The organism is Chryseobacterium sp. II3a (assembly GCF_057815135.1).
Map to the genome: position 1 here is coordinate 258,521 of NZ_JBYPZJ010000001.1, position 15,395 is coordinate 273,915.

14 protein-coding genes are annotated in these 15,395 nt (G+C 33.0%); 8 read left to right on the forward strand and 6 right to left on the reverse strand.

The window, feature by feature from the left end; genetic code table 11:
* The 4 genes from AC3HD6_RS01205 to ppk1 form a co-directional block, all read right to left on the reverse strand.
* The gene (locus AC3HD6_RS01205; RefSeq protein WP_488894694.1) at positions 1 to 150 is read right to left on the reverse strand and encodes a hypothetical protein; all 150 of its coding nucleotides are present in this window, start codon (positions 148 to 150) and stop codon (positions 1 to 3) included.
* Entirely contained in the window at positions 147 to 800 is a 654-nt protein-coding gene (locus tag AC3HD6_RS01210) for an NAD-dependent epimerase/dehydratase family protein (RefSeq protein ID WP_488894695.1), read from the reverse strand. The genes AC3HD6_RS01205 and AC3HD6_RS01210 overlap by 4 nt, the downstream gene beginning before the upstream one ends.
* Before the next feature lie 306 nt (positions 801 to 1,106).
* Positions 1,107 to 1,991: a Ppx/GppA phosphatase family protein gene (locus AC3HD6_RS01215; RefSeq protein ID WP_488894696.1), complete on the reverse strand. Its 885-nt coding sequence runs from the start codon at positions 1,989 to 1,991 to the stop codon at positions 1,107 to 1,109.
* Positions 1,988 to 4,060 (reverse strand): polyphosphate kinase 1, encoded by a 2,073-nt coding sequence (ppk1, locus tag AC3HD6_RS01220; protein ID WP_488894697.1) that lies wholly within the window; start codon positions 4,058 to 4,060, stop codon positions 1,988 to 1,990. The genes AC3HD6_RS01215 and ppk1 overlap by 4 nt, the downstream gene beginning before the upstream one ends.
* Positions 4,061 to 4,422: 362 nt before the next feature.
* Here ppk1 and dnaK point away from each other — a divergent pair, with 362 nt between their 5' ends.
* From dnaK to AC3HD6_RS01245, 5 genes are all read left to right on the forward strand, one after another.
* Complete coding sequence (dnaK, locus tag AC3HD6_RS01225; protein ID WP_488894698.1) at positions 4,423 to 6,318, forward strand: molecular chaperone DnaK; 1,896 nt, start codon at positions 4,423 to 4,425, stop codon at positions 6,316 to 6,318.
* 211 nt (positions 6,319 to 6,529) lie between these two features.
* Positions 6,530 to 7,378, forward strand: coding sequence for a carboxypeptidase-like regulatory domain-containing protein (locus AC3HD6_RS01230; RefSeq protein ID WP_488894699.1), 849 nt, complete (start codon positions 6,530 to 6,532; stop codon positions 7,376 to 7,378).
* 76 nt (positions 7,379 to 7,454) lie between these two features.
* Positions 7,455 to 8,690, forward strand: coding sequence for an erythromycin esterase family protein (locus AC3HD6_RS01235; protein WP_488894700.1), 1,236 nt, complete (start codon positions 7,455 to 7,457; stop codon positions 8,688 to 8,690).
* 276 nt (positions 8,691 to 8,966) lie between these two features.
* Entirely contained in the window at positions 8,967 to 9,617 is a 651-nt protein-coding gene (locus AC3HD6_RS01240; protein ID WP_488894701.1) for a trimeric intracellular cation channel family protein, read from the forward strand.
* A 578-nt stretch (positions 9,618 to 10,195) separates the two neighbouring features.
* Entirely contained in the window at positions 10,196 to 10,795 is a 600-nt protein-coding gene (locus AC3HD6_RS01245) for an FMN-dependent NADH-azoreductase (protein WP_488894702.1), read from the forward strand.
* 404 nt (positions 10,796 to 11,199) lie between these two features.
* On the opposite strand, the gene AC3HD6_RS01250 is transcribed toward AC3HD6_RS01245, so the two are convergent.
* Both AC3HD6_RS01250 and AC3HD6_RS01255 read right to left on the reverse strand, forming a co-directional pair.
* On the reverse strand, positions 11,200 to 11,703 hold the full coding sequence (locus AC3HD6_RS01250) for an SRPBCC family protein (protein WP_488894703.1): 504 nt from the start codon (positions 11,701 to 11,703) through the stop codon (positions 11,200 to 11,202).
* 6 nt (positions 11,704 to 11,709) lie between these two features.
* Complete coding sequence (locus tag AC3HD6_RS01255; RefSeq protein ID WP_488894704.1) at positions 11,710 to 12,024, reverse strand: ArsR/SmtB family transcription factor; 315 nt, start codon at positions 12,022 to 12,024, stop codon at positions 11,710 to 11,712.
* A gap of 293 nt (positions 12,025 to 12,317) precedes the next feature.
* Here AC3HD6_RS01255 and AC3HD6_RS01260 point away from each other — a divergent pair, with 293 nt between their 5' ends.
* The 3 genes from AC3HD6_RS01260 to AC3HD6_RS01270 all read left to right on the forward strand — a co-directional run bounded on the left by AC3HD6_RS01260 (position 12,318) and on the right by AC3HD6_RS01270 (position 15,092).
* Positions 12,318 to 13,142, forward strand: a complete 825-nt coding sequence (locus AC3HD6_RS01260; RefSeq protein WP_488894705.1) for a helix-turn-helix domain-containing protein — start codon at positions 12,318 to 12,320, stop codon at positions 13,140 to 13,142.
* 153 nt (positions 13,143 to 13,295) lie between these two features.
* Positions 13,296 to 14,081 (forward strand): MBL fold metallo-hydrolase, encoded by a 786-nt coding sequence (locus AC3HD6_RS01265; protein WP_488894706.1) that lies wholly within the window; start codon positions 13,296 to 13,298, stop codon positions 14,079 to 14,081.
* Between the two features lie 42 nt (positions 14,082 to 14,123).
* Positions 14,124 to 15,092: a D-2-hydroxyacid dehydrogenase family protein gene (locus AC3HD6_RS01270; protein WP_488894707.1), complete on the forward strand. Its 969-nt coding sequence runs from the start codon at positions 14,124 to 14,126 to the stop codon at positions 15,090 to 15,092.
* Positions 15,093 to 15,395 lie beyond the last annotated feature (303 nt).

Consider the following 15,395-nt stretch of genomic DNA (forward strand, 5'->3'; position numbering starts at 1 on the left):
CTATTTTGCAGGTTTACCGGAAAAATTTAGCATTGTTCCTGATTTAGCACCTTCCAGAGGGTGTTTCTGCATATAGAGAAACCCTGAAACTGCAGTCAGAACCAAGAGTACAAATATAACCAGGACAATTCTTTTTAACATGTCTCTCATATCGCTAAATTTTTAATGTCTCTAATTTCTAATGTTGAAGAAGGATACCCTTTTTTTACGGTATTGATCATAGCTTTTCCAACTTCATGTAAAGTTAATGATTTTGACGGTAAAAAAATAGGAAAAAACCAAATAAAAGGTTTGAAAAACCATTTTACATTGATTTGACCCTCAATAGGTTTCATAAATCCGGGTCTGAAATTGTAAACCCCTTTAAAATTCATCTTTTTTAACGCATTTTCTGTTCTGCCTTTTACCCGTGCCCACATCTGTTTTCCGCTTTCGGTACTATCGGTACTGGCTCCGGATACATAATTGAATACCATTTCAGGATTTTGATGTAAAACAGCTTCTGCAAAATGGATCGTGGTATCATAAGTGATTCTGGTATAATCTTCTTCATTCATTCCCACGCTGCTGATTCCTGCACAAAAGAAGCAAGCATCATAACCTTTGAGATTTTCATCATTGAGATCAATGCTTAAAAAGTCAGGAACGAGATATTCTTTCAGTTTTGGATGCGTTTTTCCTGATGGTTTTCTGCTGATACTCAATATTTGAGAGATATTAGGGTTTTCAAGGCATTCCATTAAAACACCTTCACCGACCATTCCGGTGGCTCCTGTAAGAATTATTTTGATTGGATTCATTGTTTTGCTATTGATAGTTGTATGACGGATGAGGATGAAGGATTACTTTATTTTTTTTTGATAAAAGATAAAAGATCTTGTCGTTAAACAACTATTATGCATCCGGATGTCAATATCAATAGGGCCGGGCTAAATAAATAAAAATTCCATTGGCTTTAGCCAAAACCTAAAGAATAAGGTGGTTTTGAATGAAATATTTCTGATTGTTGTGATGATGAGATTGCTTCGCTTTGCTCGCAATGACAGCTTGAAAAAATAAAACCAGACAAAAATTGCCTGGTTCTGAATCTGGTTATGTTTAAGAAACTATTTCTTATGCTGCAACTGGCTGTAAATATTCTGGATCAAACCGTCTGCCACGGAGATCTTCGGAACAAAAATCTTATTAATATCTGCCCATGCCATTACATTATTGAAAATACTTAAGGCAGGAACCAATACATCGGCTCTGTCTTCTCTAAGGCTGTACTTTGTCATTCTTTCTTCTACCGAAAGTTCATTAAATTCTTTGTGAACTTTTTTCAGGTGAGATAAAGACATAGGTTTTCCATCTTTGGTTTTGCTCATGGAGAATATCTTGTTGATGTTTCCTCCTGATCCGATGGCCACGATTGGTTTTTTGCTGACAATATTTTTTTTGATCTCTCCTTTCATTTCATTCCAGTTATCTAGTGTGACAAGATTGTTGAGAAGACGGATGGTCCCTATATTGAAAGATCTTTCATACACCATTTTGCCGTTTTCATAGAAGGTAAGTTCTGTGGAGCCACCACCTACATCAATATATAAGTAGGCAAACTCTTTGTCAAGACCTTCAGCGACATGGTTTTCATAGATTAAAGTGGCTTCTTCATCTCCGGAAATAATCTCAATATTAATTCCTGAGGTTTCATTTACCTGTCTTATAATTTCATCGCCATTGGCAGCATCACGCATCGCACTGGTTGCACAGGCTCTGTAATGATCTACGTTATAAATTTTCATCAGATCACTGAAAATCTTCATGGAATCGATGACCATTTTTTCTCTTTCGGGACCTATTTTTCCTATGGTAAATACATCCATACCCAATCTCAGAGGGATTCTCAGAAGGTTGAGTTTGATGAATTCTGGTTTTTTGTTATTTATCTTTACTTCATTGATGAGAAGTCTGGCGGCATTACTTCCTATATCTATTGCTGCGATCTTCATTTTTTACTTGTTTTATCTTTTAGATACTTATAGGTTTCTATTTGGGATCTACACTCTTTTTTATCGTTTCTGATGTATTCGTTGCTCAGTTTTTTATCTAAAATCCTTGCTTTTACATTATCCCTAAGCTGAATATCGAGAATGTCTTTTAATTCTTTTTTAAGGTTCTTATCGGTTATTTTGGCGGCAGCTTCAATTCTGTAATCAAGATTTCTGGTCATCCAGTCGGCAGAGGAAATATACAGATCTTCCGCTCCTTTATTATAAAAATACATGACTCTGGCATGTTCCAGATATTCGTCTACGATGCTGATAGCTTTAATTTTCTCTTTAAATTCTTTTTGGTTAACGGCACAATAGATTCCTCTTACGATAAGTCTGATGGTTACTCCTACTGTAGCTGCATCATATAATTTTTCTATTAAAGATCTGTCACTCAGTGAATTTACTTTAACGATGATTTCTGCTTTTCTTCCTGCTTTTGCTTCCTCAATTTCCTTATCAATATGGTGAACAATCTTTTCACGCATAAATTGAGGGCAAACTAGTAAATTTTTACAAGTTTTCAAAACGGGAAGGTAATCATCTTTTGGCTTTTTAAGCACATTGAAGACTTTATTGATATCTGCCATAATGCCTCGGTCAGAAGTAAGAAGCAAATGATCACCATAAATTCTTGCTGTTTTCTCATTGAAGTTTCCAGTACTTACAAATCCATATTGAATGGTTTTATTATGGGCTCTCTTTTTGATAACGCAAAGCTTGGCATGCACCTTTTTGTTTGGAAGACCTATCAGAACAGTAATTCCCTCCGGTTCGAGCATATTTTTCCACTCTAGATTGGATTCCTCGTCAAATCTGGCCTGCAGTTCAAGCATTACCGTTACTTCTTTACCATTTCTGGCTGCATAAATCAATGCATTACTGATTTTTGAGTTACTAGCCAGTCTGTAGGCGGTAATTTGGATCGATTTTACATCCGGATCCATGGCGGCTTCACGCAGAAGATCAATCACCGGGTTGTATTTATGATATGGGAAAGTAAGCAGTACATCTTCTTTCATGATAACGTCTGTCACTCTTTCTCCATGTTCAAAAGCCTGATGAGTAAAAGATGTTCGCTCTACAGGTCTTTCATATTTTTCAAAAACATCAGGGAAATCCATGAAATGTTTGAAATTATGGATTTTTCCTCCAGGAATAATACTGTCTTTCTTGGTTAAATTCAGTTTTCTGATAAGGAGTTCCAGCAAGGCCTTATCCATATCTTTATCGAAAACGAAACGGGTAGGTTTCCCTTTTCTTCGGTTTTTAAGCCCTTTCTCTATTTTTTCTGCAAAGTTGGTACGGATGTCATTATCCAAATCCAATTCTGCATCTTTGGTTACTTTAAATGCATTGGCTGCAAACTCATCATATCCGAAATAAGAGAAAATATGCGGTAAGTTGAAAGTAATAACATCTTCCAGGAGCATTACATTCTTTTCTTCAGGATCTTCTGTAGGAAGCAATACAAATCGGCCTACAAATCGGGACGGAATTTCAATGATGGCATAATTACTGGAATACTGCCAGTCTTTTTTCCTCATCGCAACCCCAAGATAGAGACTTTTATCTCTCAGATATGGCATTGGGGTGTTTTCATGAAGAAGAATAGGGATCACATTAGATTCTACCACTTCATCAAAGTAGTTTCTGACAAACTCCTTTTGTTGGGCAGTAAGGTTTTTGGCATTTTTAATGAATACCTTATGATCAGCCATTTCAGTCTGGATTTTTTTCCAGGTCTTATCGAAATTCAGCTGCTGTTTCATTACTATTTCATTGATTCGCTGAAGAATTTTGGAGGGGGGCTGATAAAAGGATTCGGCAATTACCTTTTCCTTAAAATCCATGGCACGCTTTAATCCGGCAACACGCACTCGGAAGAACTCATCCAGATTGTTGGAGAAAATGCCAAGGAAACGTATTCTTAAATGTAAAGGAACTTTTTCATCCATGGCTTCCTGTAAAACCCTTTCATTAAAGGCCAACCATGTAATATCTCGTGGATTAAAGTGTAATGACATTCTAAATGTGTATATTTTATCAAAAATAATAATTCGTACAGATTATATCTCTATTTCTTAGGTTAAACTTTGATTAATTTTAACACTTTTATTCCTGTCATGTTGTAATATGGGATTTCCGCCCGTCTAATATTATTTTATCCTATCTATATATTTATTAAATGATGTGATGATTATGACTGATAATAATAGTAAAATCAATTTTACATGAAAAAATTTCAGTATTCGTGTAACAGAAAACCTTATTATTTCAGGGTTTTTGTCTTGATTGTGTCATTTTGTCACAAAACGGGGTATGGTACAAATGTTGTGAAATAGTGAATGTAAATTAAATATAAAAATTAGAAAAAAATAAAAATATTATGAGTAAAATAATTGGAATTGACTTAGGAACAACCAACTCTTGTGTTGCTGTAATGGAGGGTAAAGACCCTGTTGTTATTCCTAACGCAGAAGGTAAGAGAACTACTCCGTCTATCGTAGCATTTACAGAAGATGGAGAAAGAAAAGTGGGTGATCCTGCAAAAAGACAGGCTGTAACGAATCCAACTAAAACTGTTTACTCTATCAAAAGATTTATCGGTACACACTTCAAAGAAGATGCTGCTGAAATCTCAAGAGTACCTTATAAAGTTGTAGCTGGACCAAACGATACAGTAAAAGTAAAAATCGACGACAGAGAATATACACCGCAGGAAATTTCTGCAATGACTCTTCAGAAAATGAAGAAAACTGCTGAAGATTATCTTGGACAAGAAGTAACAAGAGCAGTAATTACTGTTCCTGCCTACTTCAACGATGCTCAAAGACAAGCTACTAAAGAAGCTGGAGAAATCGCAGGTCTTAAAGTAGAAAGAATTATCAACGAACCTACAGCTGCAGCGTTAGCTTATGGTCTTGATAAAAACCATAAAGATCAGAAAATTGCAGTATATGACCTTGGAGGTGGTACTTTCGATATCTCTATCCTTGATTTAGGTGATGGTGTATTCGAAGTATTATCTACAAACGGTGATACTCACTTAGGAGGTGATGACTTTGATGATGTAATCATCAACTGGATGGCTGACGAATTCAAAGCTGAAGAAGGTGTAGATTTAAAATCAGATGCAATTGCGCTTCAAAGATTGAAAGAAGCTGCTGAAAAAGCAAAAATCGAGTTATCTTCTTCTCCACAGACTGAGATCAACTTACCGTATATCACAGCTACAGCTACAGGTCCTAAACACTTAGTGAAGACTTTAACTAAAGCTAAATTCGAGCAACTATCTGCAGATCTAGTAAGAAGATCTATGGAGCCGGTTGCTAAAGCATTAAAAGATGCAGGTTTATCAACTTCTGATATCGATGAGGTAATCTTGGTAGGAGGTTCTACAAGAATCCCGATCATCCAGGAAGAAGTAGAAAAATTCTTCGGTAAAAAACCATCTAAAGGAGTTAACCCGGACGAGGTTGTAGCAATTGGTGCTGCTATCCAAGGAGGTGTACTAACAGGAGACGTAAAAGACGTATTACTTCTTGACGTTACCCCACTTTCTTTAGGTATTGAAACAATGGGTTCTGTATTCACTAAATTAATTGAAGCGAACACTACGATCCCAACTAAAAAATCTGAAGTATTCTCTACAGCTTCTGACAACCAGCCAGCGGTAAGCATCAGAGTAGGACAAGGGGAAAGATCTATGTTCAATGACAACAAAGAAATCGGTAGATTCGACCTTACAGATATTCCACCAGCACCAAGAGGAGTTCCTCAAATTGAAGTAACTTTCGATATTGATGCGAATGGTATCTTAAGTGTATCTGCTAAAGATAAAGGAACTGGTAAAGAACAGACTATCAAAATCCAGGCTTCTTCAGGTCTTTCTGACGAAGAAATTGAAAGAATGAAGAAAGAGGCTCAGGAAAACTCTGCAGCAGATGCTAAGAAAAAAGAAGAAGTTGAGATCTTCAACAAAGCTGACGGATTGATCTTCCAAACTGAAAAGCAATTGAAAGAATTCGGTGAAAAACTTTCTGCTGACAAAAAAGCAGCAATCGAAGCAGCTCACGGAGAATTGAAAACTGCTTTCGAAGCTAAAAATGCTGATGACGTAAAAGCTAAAACTGAAGCTTTAGATGCAGCATGGATGGCGGCTTCTGAAGAATTATATGCAGCGGGTCAACAGCCAGGTGCTGATGCAGGTGCTCAGAACCCTGGCGGAAATAACGCCGGAGCTGAAGATGTACAGGATGCAGACTTCGAAGAAGTAAAATAATTATTGATTAATAATAATTAATAAATATATAAACCCGCTTTAGATCACTATCTAAGGCGGGTTTTCTTTTTTACCTTTTGATATTTTCTGATTTTATTTTTCTATTGGTATTGGTAAACAGATAAGTTTGCAAATGACTAAGATCTGTTGACTAATGAAAATTGATAATAAATAGTATATTTGATCAGTATTTTAATAATAAAATATACATATGAAAATAAAATTTATCTTTTTTTCTTTATTGCTATTCAATTTTACAAATTCTCAACTTATTTCTGGGAAAATTATTTCTAACGAAAAAAATCAGGTGATTCCCTACGCAAGAATCGGAGTTGAAAATGAAAATATCGGAGCACTTACAGATGAAAATGGAAATTACAGTATTGATTTATCCGATATTGATCAATCTAAAAAAATAATTGTTCAATTAGGAGGGTATAATTCTTTTGAGCAAAATATCAAAGATTTTATCCATTCAAATAATCATACTATTATTCTTAAAGAAAAAGTTAATGAAATTGCTGAATTAAAAATAGTTCCAAAAGCTTTTGAAAGTAAGAATATCGGAGTCAAATCAAAAGCAAAGAAAATGCTGTATGGGTTTAGCTCAAATGGTTCCAGTCAAACGGCTTATAGGGAATTTGCAATCCCATTTTCAAACAAAAAAAGGCTGAAAATAGAGAAAATACATCTTAACATTGCAAAGTTTAAAACAGATAAACCTATAGTTCTCAATTTCAATATTTATTCTAATAAAAATAAACAACCGGGAGAATCTATTCTTTTGGAAAATCTTACCACAGAACTCACTGCAGATAAAATCATAGACGGGACATTTACTTTTGATTTAAATGATTATTCTGTTTGGATTGATAAAGAAGATTTTTACGTATCTGTACAGGTTATGAGTGGATTTAAAGGTGATTTTGGTTTTAGTGCTGCATTGTTAAGAACTGTTTTTGAAAGAACTTTTTACAGCAATTGGGAGAAAATAGTTGCAGGAAGTCCGGCAATTAATATTGATGTAAGAATTGAAAAAGAAAAAAGATCTACAACATAGTGTATTATAAAATGTTTACATTAATAATTTTAAGCAATATTTTTGTATAATTGTTTACTATAACTATAACCAGCAAATGAAGTTGAAATTATCTTTTATTTTGATTGTATTTTTTATAACAATCAATGCACAATCAAAAAATGATTTAAATCCTGAAGAGAAAGAATATATTTCGAAATTTATATATCCAATCAAAACTTTAAACCCGGCGGAAAAAGATAATAGTGATTTACTCATCTTAAACAAACTCATTGGAAATTCTACAGTCGTAGGACTAGGAGAAGCTACTCACGGTTCGAGTGAAGTGTATCAAATGAAATATAGAATAAGTGAATATTTGATCGCTAATAAAAATTTCAATGTTTTTTCGCTCGAAGCCAATATGCCTGAAAGTTTTTTAATGAATCAATATATTCAGGAAGGAAAAGGAAACCCTAAAGATATTCTAAAAGGTATGTATTTCTGGCTTTGGCAAACCGAAGAAACTTTAAATTTTGTTGAATGGTTAAAAAAACATAATGAAAATCATGATTCAAAAGTTTTTTTTGATGGGTTTGATATGCAGTATGCAAATGGAGCGATAGATCAGATAAGAAAAATATATCAGGAAAATAATTGGTCTGAACAAGAGATTAATGATCTTGAAACAGCTTTAAAAGAAAATAATAGAGGCTTTAGAACCTATTCTAAAAAAGGTCAAAACACTATATCTGAGTATCTGTTTTTAATAAAACAAAAATCTGTCTCCATAAAAAATCCGGAAGAGAAATCGCGCTTCCTGCTAAATGTAGATATTATCAGACAATATATCGAACTCAGTTTTATTAAGAGGGACCAATTTATGGCGGAGAATGTTAAATGGATGAAAGAAAACTATCAGAATTCTAAAGTAATTGTCTCCGCTCATAATTATCATATTGCCAAGTTAAAATCAGATCGAATGGGCTATTGGATCAATGAAATGTATAATAAAGATTTTGTGAATTTTGGATTTGCCTTTTATGAAGGTACTTATTCTGCAAGTATTGATGGTAAACTAGGTACTTATAACTCAGAAAAAGCAAGGGCAGAAACATTAGAATATAAGCTTAATTCACTCGGCATTCCAATTTTTATTTTGGATTTAAAAGCAATCAGAAAGGATGATAACAAACTTGGCCATTGGATATTGAAAGATATTCTATTTCGCAAAACGGGATCAGGAACAGATAAAAATGAATTTAAAAAGACAAATGTTGCTAATTCTTTTGATTATTTGATATTCATTAATAAATCAACAAATTCAAAACTTTTAAATAGTACCTCAAAATAAAGATATTAGTAAACTGGACATCTATTTTATATTTCTTTTGTTATTGTTTTATCATTTTAAATTGTTGGTATTTAATTTATATTCAAATGATTTTTAATAATATATGATTTTCAAACAATGAGATTAATATTATTAAGCGAAGTATAGGGCTGTGTTATTTGAAAGTTAAATTCTAACCTTTTTTTAGTATTTCTTTCTCCATGTCTCTAAAACTACCTAATCTTCCAAAAGAATAGCCTTCATATAAAAAGTGTATTTTTACGAAAACACAAAAAAATGAACGGACATTATTTGCTTCCCACTTTCTTTGACCTTATAGCAGTTTTTTTATTTGCTTTTTCAGGTTCTGTAAAAGCAATTGAAAAAGGATATGATTTTATAGGGGTTTTTATTGTTGCAATGGTTACCAGTACCGGTGGCAGCTTAATCAGGGATACGTTATTACAAAATGGACCACCTGCCCCTCTCTTGGATTACAGATATCTATTATCGGTTTTTTTAGCTGGCAGTATTGCTATGTTCTGGTATAAATACAGTAAGCATTTCTCACAGATTATTAATATTATTGATGCTATTTCATTAGGAATGTATGCTGTATTTGGTACTCAAAAAGCTATTATATTGGAATTCAGTATTTTCTCAGCATTCATTATTGGATTTATAAATGCTGTTGGAGGAGGGCTGCTTCGTGATATATTAATTAAAGAAGAATCTCATTTCTTTAAACCCGGACAGTATTATGCCGTGAACTCTATTGTTGCTATTACGATATTTTTAATTCTGGGAATAAGCTGTGGGATTCATGCCCAGACATCTGCTATAATAGCCATAGTAATAGCTACCACTCTTCGGTTCATAGCGATTAAATTCAACTTACAAACTAAGGCTGTTAATCAATGGTCTAGAAATAAAGAAAATAGTATTTAAAATAAGTAAAAGGACTATTAAGATATCCTGTTCTACTGAATTCTAGAGAATAAAAGTAACTTTTTTCTGAACATCTTTTTTTCTAAATAGTTTTGTTTATTGTTTCCAATAGATATATTACTCATTAAAAAATATCATCATGCTATTTCTCACAGAAGAAGCATGATGGTATTGAATAGTACCTAACAAAACGTCACATTTCACTCTTAATGTGTGTCTTTACTTTGTATAAGAATTTTTGTTATGTTAAAAACTTTAGCTTTAGAAGAGCATATAGCATTTTCGGAGATGGAATCGTTCTTTCCAAATGCGGCATTAGATAATTGTCAACTGTCATATTTATTGGGGGTATATTTTGAATAATATTAGCTTCCAGTAGATCAGATCGTGAAAAATAGCGAATAGAAAAGCAGTGAAACTATTGATGTCAACTTAAAGTACAACCCAGAAACTAAAAAAATAATCAAAAAGGTAAGAAGAGATCATTATAGAAGATTGTCAATAATGATTTGATGATAAAATTTTTATTGGACCTTTTACCCATTATACTTTAATCGTAATAATATAAATTTTAAAAGATGAAAATGATTTTGCATATCACATCAAGCGCCAGAGGAAATGATTCTTACAGCACCCATCTAGGTAAAGAAATAATTAAGAATCTGAAAAATAAAGATTCTTCAATAGAGGTTAAAACATGGGATTTAGTGGAAGAGCAACCACCATTATTTACCCATACAATGATCCGAGGATTCTATATGTCACCGGAGGACCCTGCTTATACCTCTTTTGAAGGATTCAAATACTCAGATAATTTGTTAGAGAGAGTGAGTGAAGCTGATATTATTGTTATCAGTACTCCTATCCATAATTTTTCAATTTCTGCTAATTTGAAGGCCTGGATTGATCAGCTGGTTCGTGTAGGTATTACTTACAGATTTGATCAAACTGGTAGCAGAGTGGGACTTATTAATAACAAAAAAATCTATTTAGCAATTGCTTCAGGAGGCAAAGTAAATATAACTGGTCAAAAAAATGACTATATATCAGATTATATAAAAGATGTTTTAGAAGCTTATGTAGGAAAAAATGAGGTCATCACTTATAGGATAGAAGGTACTGCTTTCCCAGGGTTTATACCTGATTATGAAGAATTATTGAAAGACTTTCAATACTAGCAAATAAAGAATGTGATAATAATATCTATTAACTGTCTTTTTTGAATTACTATTAATAACAGATTAATCATTTGCTCCGGAAGTATATGAAAAAATGCTAGAGATTAATCCCAGAATCAAAAATCAAGAACTTATATTTTCAGCTTTTTTATATCTTGGCTTTTCTGCTAAGCAAATTACTGCCTATATCTCTGTAACGGTTCACACTGTGGAAATGCGAAAATCCAGATCCAGGAAAAGATACAATATTCCATCAGAGATAGACTATAATGCATGGATGAAGACTTTGATAAATATAGGTTTTTAGATGATCTTTTTCGGTAATTTTCAATTGTAGAAGTTCTGTTTCAAAAGTTTAAAATTAACTTTTGAAACAGAACTTTTAATTTTAATCATAGGGAGAATTACTTTGCTATGGCTGGCAAAAGTTCATCCAGATTCTGCATACACATGGTAATCCCCTCTTTGAATCCCATCTGAATCATCGTCTCTATATCCTCAAGACTGTCATGCTGAAGTGTAATATTGACAGTGGTGATGCCATTTTCTTCTGAGAAAATATTGGTCCAATGGGAGCGCGGTTTATCTGTGTTTTCTTTTCCGTTTTCATCACAGAATGCATCCAGCCATGTCAATATTTTCTGAACATCTATTTTATCATAATCAGCTTTACACCACAGTTTTTCATTCTGAGGGCTTACCATTGCATACAGCCATCTTCCGCCTTCCACAAAATCTAGTGATTTGGTTTCAACATGATAAGGTTTCGGAGCCCACCATTGATCTAATAATTCAGCGGTTGTCCATGCCTGCCAAACCAGTTCAAGATTGGCATTAAATTCCCGTTTGATAACGATTGTATTGTTTTCCTTGTTTACAGAAAAATCAAATAAAAGATTAGTTTTCATATTTTCTTATTTTTTGATGTTTGCTAATAATTCATCTAATTGGTTGAATTTAGTCTCCCATATTGTACGGAACTGTTCCAGCCAATGATCTATCTCTTTCATCTTATCAATTTCAAGAGAATAATATATTTCTCTGCCTTGGTGTCCCTGCTTTACAAGTTCACATTCCACTAAAATGCGCAGATGCTTTGAAACTGCCTGTCTTGTAGTTGCAAAATGTTCTGCTATAGCATTAGGAGTCATAGCCTGTATCGCAATGAGGCTGATAATGGCCCGTCTGGTAGGATCTGCAATGGCCTGAAAAATATCCCGTCTTGTCATTTTATTTGGTGGAATTATATATGTAAAGTTAAATGAAACCAATCGGTTGCGCAAATTTTTTCTTCACTTTTTTATAAAATAATATTGAATTGTCGTGTTTATCGGCTTTTGTAAAGGTTAAACAAGAACTTATGAAAAGAAAAAATATAGTTTTAAGTCTAAAGTTTTAACTTACAAAAATTTACATAGATTTGCTGATGTGATAGTATCTAGTAATTAACCTTTCCAGACAATAATTTTTGAAAAAAAATAACATTCATATTTATTCTGAACAAGATAGCTTTCCTAATAGCATGTTAGAAAACTTTTACATTAGTTATTATCAGGATGCAAATCTCAAAAATAGTAACAGGCTTGATATTCATCAACACACTTATTACGAAATTATTTGGGTAGAAAAAGGAAGCGGAATTCATACGATTGATTTTGTGGATTACCATTACTCAGGACCTTGTATTTTTTTGTTACATCCCAGGAATGCCCATAAAATTCAAAAGAATACATTATCCTCTGGTGGAGTCATCAAATTCAATGAACATTTTTTTACCAATGATGAGCCGGCATCAAAATTCTTATTGAAATTTGCTATTTTCAATGATGTTGATGTTCTCCCGGTTCTTAATTTACCGATGAGCGAGGCAAAAAAAATCAAAAATCTTTTTGAAATTATTTTTGCTGAAACCAAGGTAAGTGGAGTTCCAATGACAACATTGGTTTTAAGTTTATTAAAATCATTACTGTTAAAGATATATCAAATCAAAAAAGAAAGTTTCCCAATCGATAATCTTTATACTTCCAATTCTATTCGGTTTCAGGTGTTTCAGGAGTTGGTGGAAAATCATTTTAGGAATCAGCACAATCTTACCTTTTATAGTGAGCAGCTTAAATTTTCAACAAGAACTTTAAACGAGTTATGTAAAAGAAACAGTCATAAAACAGCTCATCAGCTCATTAAGGACAGGCTTTTATTAGAAGCTAAAAGAATGTTGACTTACACAGATTTTTCGATTAAAGAAATTGCTTTTCAGCTGGGGTTTGATGATTCTTCATATTTTACAAGATTTTTTATGGTAAATAATCAGATGAGTCCAACAGAGTTCAGAAAACTTCATTCTTAGCTTCCTAAATATCCATTTCTTTCGACATTTTATCCATTTCAGCAAAAAGGTGTTTTGTATAATTTTGGAATATGAAATTCATAAGATATTGAACACTATATGGTTCGATGAATATGACTTCTGAAAACTAACACTTTATGATAAATGAATACAATGAAAAATGTATGTACAGCCTGTGGAACACAGTTTCCGGAAAACTATGACTTGCCGGTATGCAGCATATGTGCAGATGAAAGGCAATATATACCAGTTGGAGGACAGTCCTGGACAACGCATGAAAAATTATCAAAAACAAATAAAACCAGGATTCTGAAGATCAGAGAAGATCTTTATGAGATTACAGTTACTCCAAGATTTGCTATAGGACAAAGAGCCTTGTTGGTTCTTTCAGAAAATGGGAATATTCTTTGGGATTGTATTCCTTTATTAGATCAGCATGTAATCAATTTTATCAGTGAAAAAGGTGGAATAAATGCAATAGCTATTTCTCATCCTCATTACTACAGTAATATGAATGATTGGGCAAAACAATTTAATTGCCCTATTTATCTCCATGAGCTTGATAAAGAATATATTGTTGATCATGGGGAATGTATACATCTTTGGTCTGGTAAATCATTTGAACTCTGGGATGCTATAACAATTGAAAACATTGGCGGCCATTTCAGAGGAAGCAGCATATTGATGCTTCCTCATTTTTCAGAGCATGGAGTGATGCTTTGTGGTGATACGATGTATCTTTCACCGAGTATGAATTTTTTTGCTATTATGTATAGTTATCCTAATAGAATTCCTTTAGAGAGATCTGAAATAGTAAGGATTAAAAAACGCTTTTCAGAATTGAATTTTGACTCTGTTTATGGTTTCTATAGCTATCAAAATCTGACAATAAATGGTAAAGAGATTCTTGAAAAATCTATAGAACAATATTTGAAGTAAGGAATTATCTACAATTGTAAACCTGATATTAAAAATAAAAATATGAAAATAACAATATTGGATGATTATCAAAATATCATTGAAAATCTGGAATGTTTTCAAATATTGAAACATCAAAATGTAAATATTCTGCATGAAAGCGAAAAAGATCCTGTGAAATTAGCATCATTAATTGGAGATTCAGAAGTTATAGTGCTGACTCGTGAAAGAACTGAAATCTCTAATGAATTACTTCAATACTTGCCCAACCTGAAGCTGATAAGTCAGACAGGAAAAATATCTAATCATCTGAATCTGGATGAATGTACTGAGCGCAATGTTCTTGTTGCAGAAGGAGTGGGATCTCCAATAGCTCCTGCAGAATTGACCTGGGGACTGATAATGAATACCGTAAGACAAATTCCTCAAGCTATTGAAGGAATGAAAAATGGACACTGGCAGACTAATATTGGGAATACCATCAATGGAAAAATAATAGGAATATGGGGATATGGTAAAATAGGACAGAGGATTGCTCAATATGCAAAAGTATTTGGTGCAAAAGTTCTGGTTTGGGGAAGTGAAGCTTCCAGAAACAAAGCAGTAGAGGATGGTTTTGAAAAAGCGTACAATAAAGATGAATTCTTTAGGACAGCAGATATTATCAGTTTACATCTAAGACTGAATGAAAATACCTTACACATTGTAAAAGAAGAGGATTTAATGAAAATGAAAGAAAATTCAGTATTAATAAATACAGCAAGGGCAGAGCTTATTGAAGAATATGCACTGCTGAATACACTGAAAAGCGGTAAAAATATTTTAGCGGGAATTGATGTCTATGAAGATGAACCTATTTACAATCCGGATTTTAGTCTGCTGAATATGAATAATGTGATTTGTACCCCACATTTAGGGTATGTGGCTAAAGAAAGTTACGAGCTGTATTTTGGGAAAGCCTTTGAAAATGTTATCAACTATATCAATGGCCATCCAACTCATATTGCCAATCCTGAAGTTTTAATGAAGTAATTAAAATTAATTTTGTACAAGAAATGCAGATGGTGGCAATCAGCCAATCTCTTATAATAATAAGCGATTGGTTTTTCTGTTTTTTGATAAAGTGGCTGGATTAATGAATTTAGTTAAAATGAAAATTGATTTTTCAGACATTAATTTTGTTTTTAAATATTCACAAGGTTTTATTCCTTTCGAGATAGATTGTAGCGTACGGATAAAGATTTTACTTAAATAATACCTTTCAAAAGGTTATATTTTGTCTTTTAATCCAATAATAAAAATCCAATGGGCCCGATTGTGTCATATAACTGTATA